This window comes from Paenibacillus contaminans, assembly GCF_003285015.1.
GTDB classification, from domain to species: domain Bacteria; phylum Bacillota; class Bacilli; order Paenibacillales; family NBRC-103111; genus Paenibacillus_V; species Paenibacillus_V contaminans.
Genome location: NZ_QMFB01000019.1, coordinates 129,114 through 149,764 on the forward strand (window position 1 = coordinate 129,114; position 20,651 = coordinate 149,764).

Annotated in this window: 20 protein-coding genes; all 20 read left to right on the plus strand. The window is 50.2% G+C overall.

Annotated elements, in window-relative coordinates:
- Positions 1 to 6 precede the first annotated feature (6 nt).
- The 20 genes from DQG23_RS27515 (at position 7) to DQG23_RS27610 (ending at position 20,646) form a co-directional block, all read left to right on the plus strand.
- Positions 7 to 507 carry a flagellar protein FlgN gene (locus tag DQG23_RS27515; RefSeq protein ID WP_238178054.1) on the plus strand — a complete coding sequence of 167 codons (501 nt, stop codon included), beginning with the start codon at positions 7 to 9 and terminating at the stop codon, positions 505 to 507.
- Positions 508 to 519: 12 nt separating this feature from the next.
- Positions 520 to 1,986, plus strand: coding sequence for a flagellar hook-associated protein FlgK (gene flgK / locus DQG23_RS27520; protein WP_113034250.1), 1,467 nt, complete (start codon positions 520 to 522; stop codon positions 1,984 to 1,986).
- Positions 1,987 to 2,008: 22 nt separating this feature from the next.
- A complete protein-coding gene (flgL, locus tag DQG23_RS27525) occupies positions 2,009 to 2,908 on the plus strand; it encodes a flagellar hook-associated protein FlgL (RefSeq protein WP_113034251.1) in 900 nt (299 codons plus the stop codon).
- Between the two features lie 33 nt (positions 2,909 to 2,941).
- On the plus strand, positions 2,942 to 3,511 hold the full coding sequence (locus tag DQG23_RS27530; RefSeq protein ID WP_113034252.1) for a DUF6470 family protein: 570 nt from the start codon (positions 2,942 to 2,944) through the stop codon (positions 3,509 to 3,511).
- 55 nt (positions 3,512 to 3,566) lie between these two features.
- Positions 3,567 to 4,025, plus strand: a complete 459-nt coding sequence (gene fliW, locus DQG23_RS27535) for a flagellar assembly protein FliW (RefSeq protein ID WP_113034253.1) — start codon at positions 3,567 to 3,569, stop codon at positions 4,023 to 4,025.
- Positions 4,019 to 4,249, plus strand: coding sequence for a carbon storage regulator CsrA (gene csrA, locus DQG23_RS27540; protein ID WP_113034254.1), 231 nt, complete (start codon positions 4,019 to 4,021; stop codon positions 4,247 to 4,249). The genes fliW and csrA overlap by 7 nt, the downstream gene beginning before the upstream one ends.
- A gap of 147 nt (positions 4,250 to 4,396) precedes the next feature.
- Positions 4,397 to 6,031: a flagellin N-terminal helical domain-containing protein gene (locus tag DQG23_RS27545; RefSeq protein ID WP_113034255.1), complete on the plus strand. Its 1,635-nt coding sequence runs from the start codon at positions 4,397 to 4,399 to the stop codon at positions 6,029 to 6,031.
- Positions 6,032 to 6,179: 148 nt separating this feature from the next.
- Positions 6,180 to 6,578, plus strand: coding sequence for a flagellar protein FlaG (locus DQG23_RS27550; RefSeq protein WP_238178055.1), 399 nt, complete (start codon positions 6,180 to 6,182; stop codon positions 6,576 to 6,578).
- A 30-nt stretch (positions 6,579 to 6,608) separates the two neighbouring features.
- A complete protein-coding gene (fliD, locus tag DQG23_RS27555; RefSeq protein ID WP_113034256.1) occupies positions 6,609 to 8,510 on the plus strand; it encodes a flagellar filament capping protein FliD in 1,902 nt (633 codons plus the stop codon).
- An 81-nt stretch (positions 8,511 to 8,591) separates the two neighbouring features.
- The gene (fliS, locus tag DQG23_RS27560; protein ID WP_113034257.1) at positions 8,592 to 8,993 is read left to right on the plus strand and encodes a flagellar export chaperone FliS; all 402 of its coding nucleotides are present in this window, start codon (positions 8,592 to 8,594) and stop codon (positions 8,991 to 8,993) included.
- Positions 8,986 to 9,330 carry a flagellar protein FliT gene (gene fliT / locus DQG23_RS27565; protein WP_113034258.1) on the plus strand — a complete coding sequence of 115 codons (345 nt, stop codon included), beginning with the start codon at positions 8,986 to 8,988 and terminating at the stop codon, positions 9,328 to 9,330. Before fliS ends, fliT begins: the two co-directional genes overlap by 8 nt.
- A gap of 421 nt (positions 9,331 to 9,751) precedes the next feature.
- Positions 9,752 to 9,949 (plus strand): cold shock domain-containing protein, encoded by a 198-nt coding sequence (locus DQG23_RS27570; protein ID WP_113034259.1) that lies wholly within the window; start codon positions 9,752 to 9,754, stop codon positions 9,947 to 9,949.
- Between the two features lie 355 nt (positions 9,950 to 10,304).
- Positions 10,305 to 10,856: a ribosome hibernation-promoting factor, HPF/YfiA family gene (hpf, locus tag DQG23_RS27575; RefSeq protein WP_113034260.1), complete on the plus strand. Its 552-nt coding sequence runs from the start codon at positions 10,305 to 10,307 to the stop codon at positions 10,854 to 10,856.
- A gap of 241 nt (positions 10,857 to 11,097) precedes the next feature.
- A complete protein-coding gene (secA, locus tag DQG23_RS27580) occupies positions 11,098 to 13,605 on the plus strand; it encodes a preprotein translocase subunit SecA (RefSeq protein ID WP_113034261.1) in 2,508 nt (835 codons plus the stop codon).
- Positions 13,606 to 13,645: 40 nt separating this feature from the next.
- Positions 13,646 to 14,771 (plus strand): peptide chain release factor 2 gene (gene prfB / locus DQG23_RS27585; protein ID WP_113034262.1). Its coding sequence is split into 2 segments (ribosomal slippage): positions 13,646 to 13,717 and positions 13,719 to 14,771, totalling 1,125 coding nucleotides; the frame shifts between segments, so codons are not numbered across the junction.
- 225 nt (positions 14,772 to 14,996) lie between these two features.
- Positions 14,997 to 15,866 carry a YitT family protein gene (locus DQG23_RS27590; RefSeq protein WP_113034263.1) on the plus strand — a complete coding sequence of 290 codons (870 nt, stop codon included), beginning with the start codon at positions 14,997 to 14,999 and terminating at the stop codon, positions 15,864 to 15,866.
- 231 nt (positions 15,867 to 16,097) lie between these two features.
- Complete coding sequence (gene argC, locus DQG23_RS27595) at positions 16,098 to 17,150, plus strand: N-acetyl-gamma-glutamyl-phosphate reductase (RefSeq protein WP_113034264.1); 1,053 nt, start codon at positions 16,098 to 16,100, stop codon at positions 17,148 to 17,150.
- A gap of 87 nt (positions 17,151 to 17,237) precedes the next feature.
- The gene (argJ, locus tag DQG23_RS27600; RefSeq protein ID WP_113034265.1) at positions 17,238 to 18,464 is read left to right on the plus strand and encodes a bifunctional glutamate N-acetyltransferase/amino-acid acetyltransferase ArgJ; all 1,227 of its coding nucleotides are present in this window, start codon (positions 17,238 to 17,240) and stop codon (positions 18,462 to 18,464) included.
- A gap of 127 nt (positions 18,465 to 18,591) precedes the next feature.
- Entirely contained in the window at positions 18,592 to 19,380 is a 789-nt protein-coding gene (argB, locus tag DQG23_RS27605) for an acetylglutamate kinase (RefSeq protein ID WP_113034266.1), read from the plus strand.
- Positions 19,381 to 19,452: 72 nt separating this feature from the next.
- On the plus strand, positions 19,453 to 20,646 hold the full coding sequence (locus DQG23_RS27610) for an acetylornithine transaminase (RefSeq protein WP_113034267.1): 1,194 nt from the start codon (positions 19,453 to 19,455) through the stop codon (positions 20,644 to 20,646).
- Positions 20,647 to 20,651 lie beyond the last annotated feature (5 nt).

The following is a 20,651-nucleotide window of genomic DNA, read 5'->3' on the forward strand; positions in this document are numbered from 1 at the left end:
TTTTGCGTGGCGATCGGGCCGATTATGGACGTGATGTCCCAACTGATTGAAGCACACGAGCAGCTGCTTGCCTTGAGCGAGCAGAAGACCGAAGTCATAGTACGCAACAACGTAGAAGAACTGAACAGAATCGTTGGGAAGGAATCCAGGCTGACTGCGCATATCGCCTCCCTCGATCAGCAGCGGGTATCGGCGGTAGGTCAATATTTGACTGCTAAGGGTTATCGGCCCCATCCGTATATTACGGTAAGCGACATCGTCAAATTGATAGTCAAAATGGAAGAAAAGCAAGCGATTCAAGAGGCGCAGCGCAAGCTTCTGAATACGATCGAGCGGCTGAAGGAAGTCAACGGACAAAATCAGCAGTTGATCGAGCAATCGCTTACCTATATCGAGTATTCCTTGGATCTGATTGTCGGCCCGCCCGATGACGAGGCCACCTATCAGCATCCGGCCAATCAATACGCAGGAACGAAAAGAAGCGGCTTGTTCGATACAAGAGCTTAAGGAGGTGCAAGCATGAGATCGACTTTTACGAATATTGAAATATCCAAGCGAAGCCTCTTTACCCAGCAGGCCGCTCTACAAACGACAGGACATAATATTGCGAATGCCAATACGCGGGGGTTTTCCCGTCAGGTCGTCCACATGGTGGCGGCCCGGCCGATCGAAGCGCCCGGTTTAATGAGAAGCGACGTACCTGGACAAATGGGTCAAAGCGTTGAGTTCGACGCGATTACGCGGGTTCGCGAGCAGTTTTTGGACAAGCAGTTCTACAACGAAAGTAAAGGCTTCGGCGAATGGTCGGTACGCAGAGACACGCTTGAGAAGCTGGAAGCGATTATCAACGAGCCGTCGGAAACCGGGATACGGAAAGTATTGGACGGGTTTTGGAATGCTTGGCAGGAACTGAGCAAACAGCCGGATAATTTGGAGGCGCGTGCGGTAGTTAAAGAAAGCGCATTGGCGTTGACCGACGCTTTCAACCATGCAGCCAGACAGCTTAAGGATTTGTCCGCCGACCTTACGGATAACATTGATGTCAAAACAAGCGAGGTTAACTCGCTGCTTGGTCAAATCAAAAGTTTGAATCATGAGATTTACCGGATCGAGACCTTAGGGAACAATGCGAATGATCTTCGTGACCAACGTGATGTTTTGCTGGACGACTTATCCAAAATCATCAATATTACATCGGTTGAAGAAGAGCAAGGCTATACGGTCAGAATGGGCAATGTGGAGCTGGTTAACGGCGATACGGCGGTCCCATTTGATCTCAACATGGTAAACGCCAACTATGTTGTGGACGGAACGGGCAATTTAAACAGCGGTGAGCTGTTCGGATTGATGTATTCGAAGAATAAACTTGTCGTCGAGTATCAGAATCAGTTGGATTCTCTTGTATCGACTATGGCAAACGGCATCAATAGCGTTCATAAGCAAGGATATACGCTTAAAGAACCGACCGAGCTCGGTCAGGATTTCTTCGTTTTCGTGCCGCAAACGACGCCGCCCACCAGTCTATCGGAGAGAATGCGGGTTAACACCGTCATTACCAACAATGTCGAGAACATCGCGGCTTCGAAAGCGACCTATACGGATGCGAATGGCGTTTTGAAGGTGGTTAGGGGCAACAATGAGCTTGCTCTGCAAATCGCAGGTATTCGCAATCAGAAGTTTAACTTCGACACCTCCGGAATCGATAAAATCATATTGAACGGCGGAACGTTCGACGAGTTTTTACGTGCGGTCGTAGGAGAGATCGGCGTTCAGACGCAGGAAGCGAATCGTCAGGCGAACAACCAGCAGATTCTTGTCGAGCAGATCGATGCCAGAAGACAAGCGGTTAGTGGAGTATCATTGGATGAAGAGATGGCCAATATGATCAAATTTCAACACGCATATAACGCGGCGGCAAGAGCACTGACGGCGGCCGACGAGGTGCTGGATAAGATTATCAACGGCATGGGCGTCGTAGGCAGATAACTAGTATTGAGGTGAGCAATCGATGGGAACTCGTGTTACCCAGAGCATGTTGAACTCGCAGATGCTGCGAAACATCAACACAAACATGAACCGTATGCAAACGCTGCAGGATCAGCTTTCCACCGGCCGGAAAATCAACAAGCCTTCCGACGACCCCGTCGGTATCAGCTTCTCCATGCGTTACCGCAGCGAGCTTAATGTTAATGAACAATATGAGAGTAATGTGTCTGCATCGCAGTCATGGATGGACTATACTGACACGATGCTCGATCAGATGGGAAAAGTAATACATCGCGTAAGGGAACTGGCCGTCGAAGGGGCGAACGGGACGAATTCCAAGGAATCGCTGGAAGCTATGCGGATCGAAGTCGACCAAATGTACGGACAAATGGTCAATATAGGAAACAGTCAGTTCAACGGCAAATATGTATTTAGCGGGCAAATGACCGACCTTAAGCCTTTTCCCGATGAAGAGGACGCTATGAATGCCATAACGGATACGCGCGAGATTCAATTCGAAATCGGTTTAGGCGTCCGAATGGCTGTCAACAAGACGGCTGATCAAGTATTCGGTGAACCGGGTGCGGAAACTAACATCTTTCAAGTGTTCAAAGACCTTTCCAAAGCGCTGGGCGATCAGAATTATGACGGCGTATCTACAGCTTTGGGTAAGCTTGACCAGCGCATGGATTCATTTCTTGGCGTACGTTCGGACGTTGGAGCCAAAGCCAATCGTATCCAACTGGCGGCGGACCGATTGCAGGATATTGACGTCAATGTGACCAGCTTGCTGTCCAAGACGGAAGATGCCGATATCGCTAAAGTGATTACTAATATTAAAATGGATGAAAACGTATATCAGGCTTCTTTATCGGCAGGATCGCGATTAATTCAGCCGAGCTTGGTGGATTTCCTGAGATAGAGCGATTTTCTTGCTTATGGAGGAGGTGACACCGTGGTTATCGCGCCGCAAATTCAAATCAGACAAACGCCCGCTTTGCTTGGCATAGACGCCGATTTGGGCACGCAAGACATCGTTCAACCCAGAGCGACGCTTGAGATGACCACGGAGCGCCCTCAGCAGGATATAAGACAGCCGCGGGGGGACTTGGAGATCGATCAGTCCCGGGCGTGGGACGCGCTTGGCGTCGGCGGCGTTTTGCAGACGATGAGCCGAATTTATTCCAACGCGCCGGAAATTGCGCTGCAGGCGATCGCCCGCATTGTGGAGGACGGCAATCGTATGGCCAAAATCCATATTAAGTCCGACGCGATAGCCGAGCTCGCCCAGAACATTCGTCTCGAGTTCGGACAGTTCGATGTTGTGCCGCCAACAGAGTTCGACAATGTAGATATATGGTACACGGCGAATAAGGCTGAGATAAACGTAACGGACGGAAGAGTGAATATTAATGCCCAGGCGAACCGGCCACAAATCGATTATCACCGCGGCAAGCTCGATATTTACTTGATGCAATACCCGAAGGTGGAGATTACCCCGCCGAGCATTGACTATACCGTATAAAGAGGCTAACGTATGACGTAAAGCCTCTTTTTTATGGGTAAGGAGCGTGAATAGGATGATTATTACAACTGCGCTTTTTGGTGATGTGGAAGTCGCTGAAGAGGATGTTTATACGTTTCCGGGTGGTGTGCCGGGATTTGAGAATGCGAATCGATTTGCGTTGATCAAACAGCACCCGGATGAACCGTTCGTATATTTGCAATCGGCGGAGGCGCCGAGCCTAAGCTTTATACTGGCGGACCCTTTCGTTTTCGTGCCGGATTATGATTTTGAGATACGCGAGCATCTTATTGAAGAACTGCGTATCGAAGAACTGTCGGATATTGCCGTATGGTCGATTGCGACCGTTAACGATACGTTTACCGAGGCTTCAATTAACCTGATGGCGCCGATTCTGTTAAATTCGAAACATAGAATAGGCAAACAAGCGATTTTGCATGACACTTCCTATCCGGTTAGACATCGTATTCTTAGCGCAAATGACGAGATGAAAGAGGAGGACTCCGTATGCTAGTGTTATCTAGGAAAAAAGGAGAGTCCATCGTCATTGCCGGGAATATTGAATTAGTTGTACTGGGGACGGAAGGCGATAATGTCCGTTTGGGAATCAAAGCACCTAAAGATGTCGAGGTTTATCGGAAGGAGCTTTTCCAAGCTATCCAAGAACAGAACGTAGCCGCAGCTTCAAATAATAGGATCGATCCGATGCGAATTAGCAAATTGTTCAAAAAAAACTGATAAGTTTTTTGATTTTGCTCTAAAAAAACTGTCGAATGCATTCGATAATAATAGTAGCGGCAATTTATGGGGCGGCCGACCTATAGATCTGCTACATATGAATTCCACACGGATGTGGAATAAGAACCTTCAAGGAGGAAGAATAACATGAGAATTAATCACAACATTGCAGCAGCAAACACTCACCGTCAATTGACGGGCAACACATCAGCAGCAAGCAAATCCCTGGAGAAATTGTCTTCCGGCTTCCGTATTAACCGTGCAGGCGACGACGCAGCAGGTCTTGCGATCTCCGAAAAAATGCGCGCGCAAATCCGCGGTCTGGATATGGCTGCTAAGAACTCGCAAGACGGCATCTCCCTGATCCAAACGGCTGAAGGTGCGTTGAACGAAACTCACTCCATCTTGCAACGTGTTCGTGAATTGGCTGACCAATCCGCTAACGGAACAAACACAGATGATGATCGTAAAGCGCTTCAAAACGAAGTTAAACAATTAAAAGAAGAGATCGATCGTATTGGTAACACTACTGAATTCAATACCCAAAAACTATTAAATGGCGCGTTACAATCCTCAGGTGTATCAGTTGGTACTAACTCGACCAATGGTGCCAAAGTTTTGAATCAAACAGCCGCGAAGTTAACTTCCGCAACAGATTTTGATTCAATAGATGGAAGCGGCATAACCATTACAACGAAAGATACTATTAAGATTGATAAAGCAGAAATTAGCATTGACTGGGATAAAGGTCTGACTGACTCGGAAAAGGCTTTAATCCAAGGCGACTATAGCACCACCGCAATGACTGACACGCAAAAAAATGATATCAAAAATGCTCTGAATCGTGTGGTAAACGAGGCGATCGATGCCTATAATGCTGCAAATGGAGCGAGTGTTTCAAATGTTAAGATCTACGAAGCAGCTGGGAAGCTCGTAATGGAAAGTGGAAAAGTTGGGCAAGACTCTCAGATCGATTTTGGTGCATCAGCTGGTGTTCTGGATGTATACCTTGATGCCGCGACTCAAAGCAATTCCGGACAAGATCAAGTAGCAGTTGCAGTTCCTGCGGAGACTCTTTCTTTTGAAATCAACGGTGTAAAACTTCAAACTGCAACATTGGCTACTGCAGCTGCTTCAAGTAACGCAACAACTGTGGCAACCGATATCCAAACCAAGATACGCGCAGCAGTTGATTCTTATAATACTGACGCTGGTTTAACTAAAGGTATGGAAGGCTTTATCGATAAAGATGCAATCTTTGTCGAGGCTAAAGATGGAAGATTTGTTGTGTCCAGCACAAGCGGCGCTATAACTTTTAACGAAAGAGAGGGCTCGACTCTCGTTAAGAACCTTGGTTTGACACAAGCTCAAACTGACGCTGCAGGAAATGGCGGCATGACTTTCCAAATTGGGGCTAACCGTGGTCAAACGATTAGTTTTGGAATTGGTGATATGCGTTCTGCAGCTCTGGGTATTGCGAATGTTGATATCAGCACTAAGTCGGGAGCATCTCTGGCGTTGGACACAATGGATAAAGCGATTAAATCCGTATCTGCCGAACGTTCCAAAATGGGTGCTGTTCAAAATCGTCTGGAGCACACAATCAACAATTTGCAAACCGCTTCCGAGAACCTATCTGCAGCGGAATCCCGTATTCGCGACGTAGACATGGCGAAAGAAATGATGGACTTCACGAAGAACAACATTCTTTCCCAAGCGGCACAAGCAATGTTGGCTCAAGCAAATCAACAGCCACAAGGCGTTCTGCAATTGCTTCGTTAAGATTTGGCTTCATAAAGAGCGGCTATCTTTCGCGGATAGCCGCTCTTTCATATATCAAACTGAATCGATAATAACTAAATTTGCTAACAAAACCATTTTACTATGCCGATAAATACATTAATAGAATCTTCTAAATGGAGGAAAAAACATGAGTTCAAATGACATGTCAATAGGACAGTCGATTGCTCCTTTGTCAATTGAACGGTCTGCAGTCGATAGTTCGGCAAAGTCAGAAATTCAAGCATCGGCAGCTATATTGCAAAGCGCTCAAACGGTTAAAGATTTAAAATTAGCAGGGCTCAAAGGCGAGCATGTAACCATCAGTGACGAACAATTGGTGAGAGCCATTGAACGCGCGGTCAAAGCGATGCAAGGAGCCAGCACACAATTGCAATTCTCTGTGCATGAGAAGACGAAGCAAATCATGGTCAAAGTACTTAATTCGGATACGGGTCAAGTCATTCGTGAAATTCCTCCGGAGAAGAATCTGGATTTTGTTGCTAAGTTATGGGAGATGGCGGGAATTCTTGTCGACGAACGCAGATAATCAAAATTATTCAGTAAGAAGGTGTATGCTATGAACAACATGCGTATTAGCGGTCTTGCTTCGGGTATGGATATTGACGATATGGTCAGCAAACTTATGAAGGCAAGCCGTATGCCATTGGAACAACTGAATCAGAAAAAGCAGCTCATGGAATGGCAGCGTGACAGTTACCGGACGTTAAACATGAAAGTGCTTGATTTAAAAAATGCCGCGTTCAATCTGAAACTGCAGTCTGCCTTCAGTGCTCGGAAAGCGGCGGTTTCCGATGAAAGCATCGTAAGTGTTGCACCTGGAAATAGCAGCAGTGAAGGGTTATATTCTATAAAGGTAAATCAGTTGGCTAAATCCGCCTCGGTTACTTCCGGTCAATTGACCGGTGTATCTAAAGATACCGATCCGCTTAGCACATTAGGTCTCAGCGCCGAGACAACGTTGACTATAAGCGGCGAGAAGGGAAGCGCTACCGTCAAATTGAAGCCAACCAACACGGTGGCTGAACTTGTGGCCGAAGTGAACGGAAAGTCGAATGCAACTGGAGTTAAGGTTTCTTACGATGAAACAATGAACCGACTTTTCTTTGTGTCCGGGAGCACAGGTACAACCTCCAAAGTGCAGTTAAGTATGAGAAGCACAACGGAAGGTGCCGGTCAAAATTTACTCAGCTCAGTACTTAAGTTGTCTGGTTCTACAGCGATCGCTGATAAAGGACAATTAGTAACCGGTTCGGTAAATTTTAACCCAGATGGGGTCGGAACTTTAATAGACAAAACGCTGACATCGGAGCAGACCTTGAAAATTAATGTGAGCGGGGTTGCTACTCCTTACGAATTCAAGATTTCCAATACTACAACTGTCGGCCAATTGATCGATAAAATTAACAGCTCCGATCTTGGGAAGTCGGGTATATCTGCATATATGGACAACTCGGGAAATCTGGCTTTTTACAATCCAGACGATTCCAAGACGCTATCTTTCACCGATACTACCGCTGACGGAACTGGTCTGTTGACAAAGCTCGGTTTTATCGGCGGGCAGAGCGTCACGAACGATATCGATACTTCGCAATATACAATATCCGGTCAAGACGCGATCATCGAATTTAATGGTGTTACTGCTAATTACAAGACAAATACCTTTACGGTAAACGGGATGTCAGTCACAGCAAAAAAAGAAGGTAGCCCAGCGGTTAATGTTACCGTTACTCAGGATGTTGACAGCACCTTCAATACGATAAAATCGTTTGTGGACAAATATAATGAATTTATAGACTCCGTCAATAAAGAGCTATCGGCGAAAAAATACCGGGATTTTGCGCCACTTACCGATGAGCAGAAGAAAGATATGAAGGAAGACGATATTAAACGGTGGGAAGAAAAGGCGAAGAGCGGCATGCTCCGCAATGACTCGTTATTTTCAAATGCGTTATATAAATTGAGAGGCTCCTTTACTCAACAAGTCGGCGGCTTAGCTGGAGGGGATCTGGACAAACTGTCCGAGATTGGAATCGGCACAGCGCTGGTATCTGGACCACTTGTATCGGGCAGTTATCTGGAGAACGGGAAGTTGTATATTGATGAAGCCAAGCTCAAAAAGGCTATCTCGGAAAAACCGGAACAAGTCATGAATTTGTTCGTTAAGGACGATGGCAATAAAGATACGGATAGCGCTGACGGTATTGCAACGCGGCTAAATGAAAGGCTTGAAGGGCTTTTCAAACAGATCACGTCCAAAGCGGGGACAACCGATAGTGTCGAGACAAGCTTCACCATGGGGAAACAAATGAAAGAGTTGAACAAGCGAATCGACGCATTGACGCTCAAAATGGAAACTCTCGAATCCCGTTATTACAAGCAATTCACAGCTATGGAAAAGTATCTAAACCAAATGAATGCGCAAAGTAGTTGGCTGTCTCAACAGTTCGGCGGGCAATAAGCTGCATAAAGTTGACAGTTCTATGATTCGCCGAATATGATAGCTTACATAGGCACACAGTACGACCAAGGGGGCTTTACGATGATTTCAGCACAACGGAATAAATACTTGGAGACGACGATTCAGACGGCATCCCCGGCACAATTACTTATTATGCTATATGATGGCGCTATTCGTTTCTGCAGGGCGGGGATCGAGGCTATACGCAATAATAACGTGAAAGACGCAAATGTGAATTTGATCAAAGCCCAGGACATTGTCAGCGAGCTTATTATTACGTTGGACCGAAGCGCCCCTGTGTCCGAAAGTTTGCTAAAGCTTTATGAATATTTCGGCCATCTTCTTATCCAAGCAAATATCAAGAAATCGGCTGAGCCTGTCGAGGAAGTGCTGCAATACTTGCTCGAGCTTAAAGAAACCTGGATTCAGGCAAATAAACTAGCTGCCTCCGGCTCTGCCGGCGCAGGTGTTCAACATGCATGAAGCTATTGAACGCTTGCAAGAGCTTACGGCCAATTTGGTACGCGATCTCCCTCAAGCTACTGTAGACGATATTGAATCGTTTATATCGGAACGCGGCCTGTTGGTGGAACGACTTTCAGGGCTCAATCTTACTGGAGACGCATATCGCCAAGCTTCCAACTGCATTAAGGAAGTTTTGAGCCATGATCCGGTTATTATCGAACGGATGAATGCTCTGCGGGATGAGGCGGCTCAAGGTCTGAGCAAGTTCAACAATGCCCGTATGCAGCGAAGCGCTTATGAAGTAGGAGACAGCTACAGCTATAATGAAAGTTTATTTTTTGATAGCAAAAAATAAAAATGATAAACCTCTTCCGGCATGATTGCGCTGCGTGAAGAGGTTTTTTTATTTTAGTTGATTGACCAAACGTTTGATTTGTTTAATCTAGTGCAAAAACAAGCTGACTTTTGGAATGCTTAGTGGCCTCTGTGCGTTTCTTTAAGGAATAATGCCGCAATATACCCACTTTTCCACACAAACCATTATCCCCACCTGTGGATAATGTGCATAACTCTGTTGATAACCAATGAAAACAAGCTTTCAGCGGTTCTTTCATATGTTTAGATTTTGTTAATAGCGAAATTTTCAGAAAAATGCGGCTTTATTGGTTAGGCGCTTTCATTTCAATTGACATCGCTTCCAACGGGTGTTATAGTCAAAATGTGGGTGAAAGCGCCTGCAGCTATCTAGCTATTTGAAGACGAAGGGAATGTGTCGCATGCAAGGTAAAGTGAAATGGTTTAACGCAGAGAAAGGCTATGGTTTCATCGAGCGTGAAGACGGTGGGGATGTATTCGTTCACTTCTCCGCAATCCAATCCGAAGGATTCAAAACACTTGAAGAAGGCCAAGCTGTAGAATTCGACATCGTCGAAGGCGGACGCGGACCTCAAGCGGCTAACGTAATCAAATTGTAATTATCCGGCCAATCGGCCGATCGGAATAGTGCGTGTTCAGGGGGCTTCGGCTTATTTGGGCAAACTCTATATAGATGGCTATTATCCGATACGCTAATGTTACACCTCGGCAGATGCCGGGGTGTTTTTTCGGTTTTCCCGCCGTGCGAGGTGTGGAGGATATGACGGTGGCCCCACGCTCTCTGTTACGGAGATTTTTATCATATCAGCGGAAAAGTAATGTAAAAACGGCAGCGTATAGGCGTCAGCAGGCGCTGTCTTAGTCATCCAAATCCGGCAATAACGTTCATGTTAAGTTTTTTTGAAGCGGGCGGGCGAATATAGTATAATACAGATAGAAGGGAGGAGTTATACCATGAAATTCAACATCCGCGGTGAGAACATTGAAGTGACAGCAGCTTTGAGGGATTACGTTGAACGAAAGCTGAGCAGGCTGGAAAGGTATTTTGAAGCTCCCCTAACCTCTGAAGTACATGTAACCTTGAGCGTGGTTCGCGAAATGAATAACATCGAAGTGACGATTCCCCTCACAGGTGTGTTGCTGCGTGCCGAGGAACGCGCCAGCGACATGTATGCCTCCATCGATCTAGTGGTGGATAAGCTCGAAAGACAAATACGCAAACATAAAACGAAAGTCAATCGCAAGATACGGCAAGAAACCGGACATAAGGCATTTTTCAAAGTCGAAGGAATCCCGGCGCATTTGCTGGATGACGAGGACGATCTCGAACTCGTACGTACGAAGAGCTTCACGCTCAAGCCGATGGATGTGGAAGAAGCGATTCTGCAAATGAACATGGTTGGGCATAACTTCTTCGTATTCGCCAATTCGGACACCGAACAAGTGAACGTCGTGTATAAACGCAATGACGGCAAGTACGGCTTGATCGAACCGTCTTTACATTAAGACAGTAGGCGAATGACCCATAACTGAGAAGCTGTATAAGCCTGATCCGACGGGATCGGGCTTTTCTATATTGAAACTTAACTTGCGGCGCGCCGTACTAAGGAAACAGCAGGGCGGAGGTCAGCGCCGGCAGACTGGAGAATCTGACGGATATTACCTATCCAAATGGACGTCGATTCCTTGCTACAGCCCTGTTAAACTGTTACAATTTAGGCAAACCGTCTTTGAAAGGGGCAAGCCCATGCTGGGACTCGTAAAGAAAATATTTGGCGATGCCAACGAACGGGAAATTAAGCGAATCACGAAAGCTGTCGAATACATCAATTCCCTCGAACCTTCGATGGAGGCGCTGACGGACGAGCAATTAAGCGCCAAAACGATAGAGTTCAGAGAACGTTTGGAAAAAGGCGAAACGCTGGACGATTTGCTGCCGGAAGCTTTTGCGACGGTGCGCGAAGCATCGAAGCGTACGCTCGGCAAGCGTCATTTTGACGTTCAAATGATCGGGGGCATCGTGCTTCATGAGGGCAAAATCGCCGAGATGAAAACGGGCGAAGGTAAAACGCTCACCGGTACGCTTTCGGTTTATTTGAACGCACTTGCGGGCAAAGGCGTGCATCTTGTCACGGTCAACGATTATTTGGCGACGGTCGGCCGGGATGAAATGGGCAGAATCTATAATTTTCTCGGAATGACTGTCGGATTGAACTTGAACTCGCTGGATCATGCGGAAAAGCAAGCGGCATATGCCTGCGATATCACATACGGAACGAATAACGAATACGGCTTCGACTACCTTCGCGATAACATGGTGCTGTACAAGGAACAAATGGTTCAGCGCCCGCTGTACTATGCAATCGTGGATGAGGTTGACTCCATCCTGGTCGACGAAGCGCGGACGCCGCTTATTATTTCCGGACAAGCTGCCAAGTCGACGGAGCTGTATACGGTGGCGGACCGTTTTGTCAGCCGGTTGAAGGTGGAGGAAGATTATACGGTCGACGTGAAGCTGCGTACGGTAACGATGACGGAAGCGGGCGTGTCGAAGGCGGAGCGGGCTTTCGGCATCGAGAACTTGTTCGATCATCAGAATGTGACGCTCAACCATCATATTACGCAAGCGCTGAAGGCGCATGTCATTATGAAACGCGATGTCGATTACGTCGTGCAGGAAGACGAAGTCGTCATCGTCGACGAATTTACAGGCCGTTTGATGACGGGACGTCGCTACAGCGACGGACTTCACCAGGCGATCGAAGCGAAGGAAAACATGCGCGTTCAGAACGAGAGCATGACGCTCGCGACGATTACATTCCAGAACTACTTCCGGATGTACCAGAAGCTTGCCGGCATGACCGGTACGGCGAAGACGGAAGAAGAAGAGTTCAAGAAAATTTACGGTCTCGACGTCGTCGTCGTGCCTACCAACCGTCCGATGATTCGTAAAGATACGCCGGACGTCGTTTATAAATCGGTCGGCAGCAAATTCCGCGCGGTCGTCGAGGAAATTGCAACTCGCCATCAGAACAACCAGCCGGTACTGGTCGGTACGATTTCGATCGAGAACTCCGAACGGTTGTCGGAAATGCTTAAACGTAAAGGCATCAAGCACCAAGTGTTGAACGCCAAATATCATGCCGAGGAAGCGGCAATCGTTTCGCGTGCCGGTCAACCGGGAGCCGTGACGATCGCTACGAACATGGCGGGACGCGGTACGGACATTTTGCTGGGAGACGGCGTTCCCGAGCTTGGCGGTTTGCATATAGTAGGTACGGAGAGGCATGAAAGCCGGCGTATCGATAACCAGCTGCGCGGCCGTGCCGGACGTCAAGGCGACCCGGGTTCGTCGCAATTTTATTTGTCGCTGGAAGATGAGCTGATGCGCCGGTTCGGCGCCGAGAACATCATGGGTATGATGGACCGCCTTGGGTTCGAGGAAGACCAGCCGATCGAAAGCCGTCTGATTACGAAGGCGATCGAGTCCGCTCAGAAGCGCGTAGAGGGCAACAACTTCGATATGCGTAAAGTCGTTCTCCAATACGACGACGTGATGAACCAACAGCGGAACATTATTTACAAGCAGCGTAAAGAAGTGCTCGAGTCTGCAAATATTAAAGAGATCGTTCACGGCATGATTGCGCCGCCGGTCGAACGCATCGTTGCCGTACACTGTCCGAGCGAGCAAATCCCGGAAGAGTGGGATCTGCAGGCGGTTGTCGATTACGTTCACGGAAACTTGCTTCCGGAGGGCGAGCTCGACAAAAACGACCTGTGGGGTAAAGAAAACGAAGAGATTGTCGAATACCTGAAAGAGCGCGTCTTCAATCTCTACAACGAGCGTGAGGAGCAAATCGGCGAAGAGAGCATGCGCGAGTTCGAGAAGGTTGTCGTGCTGCGTGCGGTAGACAGCAAATGGATGGATCATATCGACGCGATGGATCAGCTTCGTCAAGGGATTCACCTTCGTGCATACGGCGGTACGGATCCGCTTCGTGAGTATCAGTTCGAAGGCTTCGAAATGTTCCAGGAAATGATCGAAAGCATCCAAGAGGAAGTAGCTATGTACGTCATGAAGGCGCATGTAGAGACGAATCTGGAGCGTCAAGCGGTAGCTCAAGGCCAGGCCGTCGATCCGAGCGGCGAAGCGGCGCCGAAGAAGCCGGTTACTCGTGACGAAGATCGTATCGGCCGGAACGACCTGTGCCCATGCGGCAGCGGCAAGAAGTATAAACAATGCCACGGAGCGTAAGCTTTGTTGCTTATAACATTTTGCAAGAGGTGTAAAAACGATGATCGATGCGCAAGTTAAACATGGAATGAAGGAAATGGCAGAACGACTCCTACAACTTAGGGGGTCACTTTGACTTCGATCTGAAGCAAGAACAGATTGCGGATTACGAAGAAAAGATGGCGGCTCCCGATTTTTGGGACGACAATGAGCGCGCGCAGAAGCTGATCGCGGATATGAATGGCGTCAAGACGGTGATCGATCAGTATTTGGGGCTGTCGGGCGAATACGAAGATCTGGAAGTGCTGATGCAGCTTGCCGATGAAGAGAATGACGCCGATATGGCCGCAGAGCTGACCCAAGGCGTGGCTGCGCTCAACCGGAAGTTCGAGGATTACGAGCTCCAACTGCTGCTTAATCAGCCGTACGATCGGCTCAATGCCATTCTCGAGCTGCATCCCGGCGCCGGCGGCACCGAGTCGCAGGACTGGGCGGAAATGCTGCTTCGTATGTACCGCCGTTGGGCGGAGAAGCGCGATTTCAAGGTCGAGCTGCTCGATTACTTGCCTGGCGACGAAGCCGGAGTGAAAAGCGTCACGCTTCTTATTAAAGGGTTTAACGCATACGGCTATTTGAAGGCGGAGAAAGGCGTTCACCGGCTCGTTCGGATTTCGCCGTTCGACGCATCGGGCCGTCGGCATACTTCCTTCGTTTCATGTGATGTCGTGCCGGAGATCGACGACGATGTGGAGATCGATATCCGGACGGAGGATTTGAAAATCGATACGTACCGGGCGAGCGGCGCAGGCGGTCAGCATATTAATACGACCGATTCCGCGGTTCGGATTACGCATATTCCGACAGGCGTCGTCGTTACGTGTCAAACGGAACGTTCGCAAATCAAAAACCGCGAGCGCGCGATGAAGGTTCTTCGCTCTAAGCTCTACGAGAAGAAGATCGAAGAACAGCAGAAGCAGCTTGCGGAAATTCGCGGCGAGCAGTCCGACATTGCTTGGGGAAGTCAAATTCGCTCCTATGTTTTTCATCCGTACAGCATGGTGAAGGATCATAGGACGCAGACGGAAACCGGCAACGTGGGCGCTGTTATGGACGGCGATCTCGATTTTCTGATCGATGCGTATTTGCGGAAGCAAATCAATCAGTCCAAGGATAACGAAAACCAATAAGCGTCAGCGTTTCTCGCGGCGTGTTTGGATAACAAACCTACGTAGTCATTCCTACTTGACGGTTTGCGGTTTGCCGATGAGGCGGCCGCATCCGGACAGGTAGGTTTTTAAGTTTTCCAGAAAGTATATCGTGGAAGCGGCTCTACACCTACGGTAAACGCCAGCGTTAAAAACGCCGGTAGGCGTTTATCCTTGTGTTTAGAGGTTGTTGCACGAGGAGGACGTATGCGCAGAAAAGTACCGCTCATCCGAATGGGAACGCCGCTTCATCATACGATCGAGTATGCGATGCTGCTGGTCGGCTCCCTTATCATCGCGCTAAGTTTCAACCTGTTTCTGAACCCGAATCAAGTGGCTTCCGGCGGCGCTTCGGGTATTTCCACCATACTCGAGCATACGATCGGTTTGGAGCCCGCTGTCGGGCAGTGGCTGCTTAACATTCCGCTTTTTGTGGCGGGGGTGCTGCTGCTGGGCAAATCGTACGGATTAAAAACGGCAGTCGGATCTGTGGTACTGCCGCTTTTTGTGCTGTTCACGCAGCATTTGCCTTCCCCTACCGATAATGTGCTGCTTGCCGCCATTTATGGAGGAATCGGCGTGGGTCTCGGGATCGGCATTGTTTTCCGGGGGCGTGGGTCGACCGGCGGACTGTCGGTTGCGGCACAGCTCGTACATAAATATACGGGCTTGAGTCTTGCGCTGTCGATTGCGCTGATGGACGGCCTGGTCATTTTGTCGGCGGGGTTCGTATTTTCTGCGGAAAAGGCGCTGTATGCACTCATCGGACTGTATGTAACGACCAAAACGATCGATATCGTGCAAATGGGCTTCGGTTATTCGAAGGTGGCTTTCATTATTAGCCATAAAACGGACGAGCTGTCGGAGGCGATTCTTCACGTGCTGGATAGGGGCCTGACGAAGCTGAACGGCGCAGGCGGCTATACAGGTGACGAAAGGGTTGTGCTGATGGTGGTCGTCGGACAGACGGAAATCAGCAAGCTGAAAACGATCGTGCAAACGGTCGATCCGACAGCGTTCGTCATCATAAGCGACACGACAGAAGTTTTGGGAGAAGGCTTTAAACTGCAAGCATAAAAAGGTAAAATAAAAAAGGATTTGGACCAGCGCGGATGTCGACGCTGCCGGCGGGAAGGAAGCTAGTTGCGGAAGCAACGGCAGCGTCTGACGGATAGCAGCGGCTATCGTATAGCATCGTATACCGGCATTATTTATGTGCAAGAAACCGTTGAATTTTTATACATACGAATGTATAATGATTCATATCGTTTGGGAACGGTCATGGAATAGGGTGAGGAGGAATTGGCAATGACACAGACAACTTTGAGAGCGGCGGTTGTAGGATCTACCGGCTATGGCGGGGTGGAGCTGATTCGTTTTTTGCTTGGGCATCCGAATGTTCAAGTGACCTCGGTCATTTCGTCGTCGCATGCAGGGACGCTTCTATCGGACGGATTTCCGCATCTGACGGAAATTATCGTGGATGAGCTGGACGCGGTCGATGTCGATCTGATTAAAAGCAAGGCGGATGTCGTATTTACGGCGACACCGCATGGCGTCAGCTCGGCATTATGTCCGAAGCTGCTCGATGCAGGGCTTAAGGTCGTCGATTTGTCGGGGGATTTTCGTCTGCAGTCGGGGGAGCTTTACGAGAAATGGTATAAGCATCAACCGGCGGATCCCGCGTATTTGCAAAAGGCCGTTTACGGCTTGGCGGAAGTGTTTGGCGACGATAGCAAGGGCGCGGAGTTCATTTCAAACCCGGGCTGCTATCCGACTTGCACCGTGCTGGGGCTCGCTCCGGCAGTAGCGGCGGGCTGGATCGATCCTGCGACGATTATCGTGGACGCGAAGTCCGGCGTGTCAGGCGCGGGCAGGGGGCTCAGCCAATTGGTTCATTACTCGGAAATCAATGAAAATTTCCTGGCTTACAAAGTAAATAAACATCAGCATGTGCCGGAAATCGAGCAGACGCTGTCGCGGATCGCCGGCAAGCCGGTCGTGACGACGTTCACCACGCATCTGGTTCCGATGACGCGCGGCATTCTGTGCACGGCGTACGCTACCTTGACGGATAAACGGACGGATGAAGATTTTATCGAGATGTACCGCGCATATTACAAAGGACGGCGGTTCGTGCGCATTCGCAACAAGGGCAAATGGCCGGCGACGAAGGAAGTTTGGGGCTCCAACTATTGCGATATCGGTTTCTCCGTAGACGAGCGCACCGGACGGGTCACGATCATTTCCGTCATTGACAATCTGGTGAAGGGCGCCGCAGGGCAAGCGATCCAAAACCTGAACCTGATGATGGGTTGGGACGAATGGGCCGGGCTTGAATTTACGCCGGTGTATCCATAAGAAGTGAATCCCCTAACCCCTTACGGCGGGATCGGGATTGTGAATGAAGGCGAAGAGAAGCTATTGGACAACCGCTAAGGAAGGTAGATGGGGATGAAGGAGTTATTTACGGTAGTGCCGGACGGCAGCGTTACGTCGCCTAAGGGGTTTCGGGCAGGCGGCTTGCATTGCGGATTGAAAAAAACGACGCGGTTCGACCTCGGCGCAATCGTTTGCGACGTGCCGGCCGCGGCTGCGGGCGTATACACGCTTAACGCGTTCCAAGCGGCGCCTCTTAAAGTGACGCAAGAGAGCGTTGCGGTAGAAGGCAAGCTGCAGGCGATGCTGGTCAACAGCGGCAATGCGAACGCCTGTACGGGCAAGCAAGGCGAAGACGATGCGCGGACGATGCGCGCGGAGCTGGCCAAAGGGCTCGGCTTGGCTGAGCATCTGGTAGGCGTGACGTCGACCGGCGTAATCGGCGAGCTGCTGCCGATGGGGAAAGTGTCTGCGGGCATCGAGCAGCTGCCGGGGCAATTAAAAGCGGATGGCGGCGACGATTTCTGCCAAGCGATTTTGACGACGGATTTGGTCAAAAAAATGATTTGCGTCCGCGTCAACATCGGCGGCGAAACGATCCATATTGCCGGCGCTGCCAAAGGTTCGGGCATGATTCATCCGAACATGGCGACGATGCTCGGCTTCCTGACGACGGATGCGGATATCGACAGCGCCGATCTGCAAAAGCTCTTGAACGAATCGACCGATTCGACGTTTAACATGATAACGGTGGATGGCGATACGAGCACGAACGATATGGTTATTGCCATGGCGAGCGGTCTCGGCGGAGGCGGCAAGCTGAATCCGCAGCATCCGGACTGGCCGGCATTCGCGGCGGGCTTCCGCCATGTGGGCGAATATCTCGCCAAAATGATCGCCCGCGACGGCGAAGGCGCAACGAAGCTGATCGAGGTTAATGTGGTGGGCGCGGATTCGGAAGCGGCGGCGCGTGCGATCGCCAAAACGGTCATCGGCTCCAGCCTGGTCAAATCGGCATGCTTCGGCGCCGACGCGAACTGGGGACGCATCATCGCGGCCGTAGGCCGGGCAGGACAGCCGGTCAATACCGAAACCGTCGACATTCGCCTCGGCGACATCAGCGTGCTGGAGCAATCGCGTCCGGTGAAGTTCGATGAAGAGCGGGCTGCGGAATATTTGAAGGGCGAGCTTGTCGAAATCTATGTGAACTTGAATATGGGGAACGGGCGGGCAACGGCATGGGGCTGCGACCTGACCTATGAATATGTTCGTATTAATGCGGCGTATCGGACTTAATAGAAGCGAAGCGATATAACGGCAAAAGATTTGCCACAGCGTTCTTCGACGAGAACCGGGGAGGGCGGATTTTGGGCCGATGATCAGATCTAGCTAACGTTCGGAGCCTGCAAGGGAGAGACGAAGCGTGAACAATTGTTTTGTAATGAAATGCGGCGGCAGTACGCTTGCAGCGCTGCCTGAATCGTTCTTTGCCGATCTGAAACGGCTGCAGGAAGACGGGCTGATCCCGGTTATCGTGCATGGCGGCGGACCGGCGATCAACGAGACGCTCGGAAAGCTCGGCATCGAAAGCGAATTTGTCGGCGGCTTGAGGAAAACGAGCGAAGCGGTGCTCGATGTCGTCGAAATGGTGCTTGCCGGGCAAATCAACAAAGAAATCGTGCGCAAAATTCAAAAATCCGGCGCTAAGGCGCTGGGCATGTGCGGAGTCGACGGACACTTGATGCTGGCGCAGCCGGTTGAGAACGCGCATGAGGTCGGACTTGTCGGCGACGTTGTCGGCGTTAACGCGGCGCTGATCGAAGGTGTAGTGAATATGGGCTACATGCCGGTTATCGCGCCTATCGGTCTCGGCGAGGATGGCGGACAGCGCTACAATATCAATGCGGATACGGCGGCAGGGGCGGTTGCCTCGCATCTCGGCGTGGAGCGGATGATCGTCGTCACCGACGTGCCGGGCATCATGCGGACGGTAAACGGCGAGAAGGTCGTGCTGCCGTCGGTCACGAAGGCGGACATCGACGAAATGATCGCGAGCGGAGAAATATACGGCGGCATGATCCCGAAGGTTCGGGCGGCGCTGCAGTGCATACAGGGGAATGTGAGCGAGGTCGTCATCGTTGACGGCTCGGTACCGGAAGTGCTCAGCAAAGTGCTTAAGGAAGGCAATGTCGGTACGCGCATTTTGCGATGACAGTCATGAGCGGCATAAGCCGGAATGTGCGTGCACGTAGGGGGTCGACATTTTACAAGAGGAGTGAGTGGCATGGGTGAGGAGAACAAAAGCTCGCTATTCCCGACGTACGGAAGATTTCCGATTACGATCGTGAAAGGGGAAGGCAGCCGTCTGTGGGACGACACAGGCAAAGAGTATTTGGATTTGATGACCGGGATCGCGGTTACGAATTTGGGTCATGCGCCGAAGCAGATCAAGGAAAAGCTCGTCGAGCAGCTCGATCAGCTGTGGCATATCAGCAATTTGTTCGGAATCCCGAACCAAGAGAAGCTCGCGAAGCTGCTGACCGATAACAGCTGTGCCGATGCGGTTTTCTTCTGCAACAGCGGTGCGGAAGCGAACGAAGCGGCGATCAAGCTGGCGCGCCGTTACAACCAGAAGGTGCTCGGCAACGAGCGCTACGAAATCGTGACGTTCAAGCAGTCGTTCCACGGACGGACGCTGGCGACGCTTACGGCTACCGGCCAAGCGAAGGTGCAGGAAGGCTTCCTGCCGCTGCCGGAGGGTTTTGTGTATGCGCCGTATAACGATGCGGAAGCCTTGAAGGGATACGTCAACGATAAAACATGCGCGATCATGCTCGAGCTCGTACAAGCCGAAGGCGGCATTATTTTGGCGGACCCTGATTTCTTGAAAGAAGTCGTGCGTTTGTGCAAGGAGCATAATCTACAGCTGATCGTCGACGAGATTCAGACCGGTATGGGTCGTACGGGAACATTGTTCGCCTACGAACAGTTTGGGATCGAGCCGGATATTTTCACGCTTGCCAAAGGGATTGCGAGCGGGTTTCCGATGGGCGCTATGCTCGGCAAAGCGCATCTGCGCGAAGCCTTCGGACCGGGCAGCCACGGCTCCACGTTCGGCGGAACGCCGATTGCGACAGCGGCCGGGATCGCTACGCTGGAGACGATCGTCGGCGAGCAGTTGCCTCAGCGTGCTGCTGAGCTCGGGGCTTTCGCGGTTCGCAAGCTGAGCGAAAGTCTGAACGGCAATCCGTTCGTGAAGGAGATTCGCGGCAAAGGATTGATTATCGGGATCGAATGCGCGGAGCCGGTTGCCGGCGTCATTTCGGATATTCACCAAGAGGGCGTGCTGGCCATTACGGCAGGGCCTAACGTGATCCGTTTGCTGCCTAGCCTGCTTATTTCGGAAGAAGAGCTGGGACGCGGGCTGGACGTCATTTGTTCCGTTCTGGCCAAACGCTCGGCTGCAGCCGTGCAATAAATTGT

Excerpts from the sequence above, each read along its gene's own strand:
- hpf (WP_113034260.1), top strand. The coding sequence starts at position 10,305 with ATGAAATTCAACATCCGCGGTGAGAACATTGAAGTGACAGCAGCTTTG.
- csrA (WP_113034254.1), top strand. The coding sequence starts at position 4,019 with ATGCTAGTGTTATCTAGGAAAAAAGGAGAGTCCATCGTCATTGCCGGG.
- fliT (WP_113034258.1), top strand. The coding sequence starts at position 8,986 with ATGCATGAAGCTATTGAACGCTTGCAAGAGCTTACGGCCAATTTGGTA.
- secA (WP_113034261.1), top strand. The coding sequence starts at position 11,098 with ATGCTGGGACTCGTAAAGAAAATATTTGGCGATGCCAACGAACGGGAA.
- argC (WP_113034264.1), top strand. The coding sequence starts at position 16,098 with ATGACACAGACAACTTTGAGAGCGGCGGTTGTAGGATCTACCGGCTAT.
- DQG23_RS27590 (WP_113034263.1), top strand. The coding sequence starts at position 14,997 with ATGCGCAGAAAAGTACCGCTCATCCGAATGGGAACGCCGCTTCATCAT.
- fliW (WP_113034253.1), top strand. The coding sequence starts at position 3,567 with ATGATTATTACAACTGCGCTTTTTGGTGATGTGGAAGTCGCTGAAGAG.
- flgK (WP_113034250.1), top strand. The coding sequence starts at position 520 with ATGAGATCGACTTTTACGAATATTGAAATATCCAAGCGAAGCCTCTTT.
- argJ (WP_113034265.1), top strand. The coding sequence starts at position 17,238 with ATGGGGATGAAGGAGTTATTTACGGTAGTGCCGGACGGCAGCGTTACG.
- fliD (WP_113034256.1), top strand. The coding sequence starts at position 6,609 with ATGAACAACATGCGTATTAGCGGTCTTGCTTCGGGTATGGATATTGAC.
- fliS (WP_113034257.1), top strand. The coding sequence starts at position 8,592 with ATGATTTCAGCACAACGGAATAAATACTTGGAGACGACGATTCAGACG.
- DQG23_RS27570 (WP_113034259.1), top strand. The coding sequence starts at position 9,752 with ATGCAAGGTAAAGTGAAATGGTTTAACGCAGAGAAAGGCTATGGTTTC.
- DQG23_RS27610 (WP_113034267.1), top strand. The coding sequence starts at position 19,453 with ATGGGTGAGGAGAACAAAAGCTCGCTATTCCCGACGTACGGAAGATTT.
- DQG23_RS27550 (WP_238178055.1), top strand. The coding sequence starts at position 6,180 with ATGAGTTCAAATGACATGTCAATAGGACAGTCGATTGCTCCTTTGTCA.
- DQG23_RS27545 (WP_113034255.1), top strand. The coding sequence starts at position 4,397 with ATGAGAATTAATCACAACATTGCAGCAGCAAACACTCACCGTCAATTG.
- flgL (WP_113034251.1), top strand. The coding sequence starts at position 2,009 with ATGGGAACTCGTGTTACCCAGAGCATGTTGAACTCGCAGATGCTGCGA.